We start from the raw sequence: 339 nt of genomic DNA on the forward strand, positions 1-339 counted from the left end.
AGCCCATGGAACGCAGCAACGCGAACGGGTTTCCCGTCATGATCTGCGAAGCGCACCGGATTGCTATTCCAATGCCGGACGGCACCTTCTAAGGAATCGTCATGGCTAAGAAAAAAGCAGAGTTGTCCATCGAAGATATGATGGGATTTGATCTGCGACCCAAAACCGAAGAGCCTGCGCCCGAGAAGAAGGTTAAGAAAAAGGTGAAACGACCCGCGCAGGACCTCGATGCTATCGAGGAAACACCTGCGCCTAAGAAGCGTGGTCGTCCGCCCCTTCCCAAAAACACGGAACAGACACCAAAAGGTCGTGACCGTGATCAGCCTGTAACTGACGTTG

1 protein-coding gene is annotated in these 339 nt (G+C 53.4%); it reads left to right on the forward strand.

What is annotated here, in order from left to right; genetic code table 11:
• Positions 1 to 101: 101 nt before the first annotated feature.
• On the forward strand, positions 102 to 339 hold a 238-nt coding region (locus AC1RP1_RS08100), incomplete at its 3' end, for a hypothetical protein (protein ID WP_481762732.1).

Source organism: Dellaglioa sp. CoH-56-MRSF-13 (genome assembly GCF_056782095.1).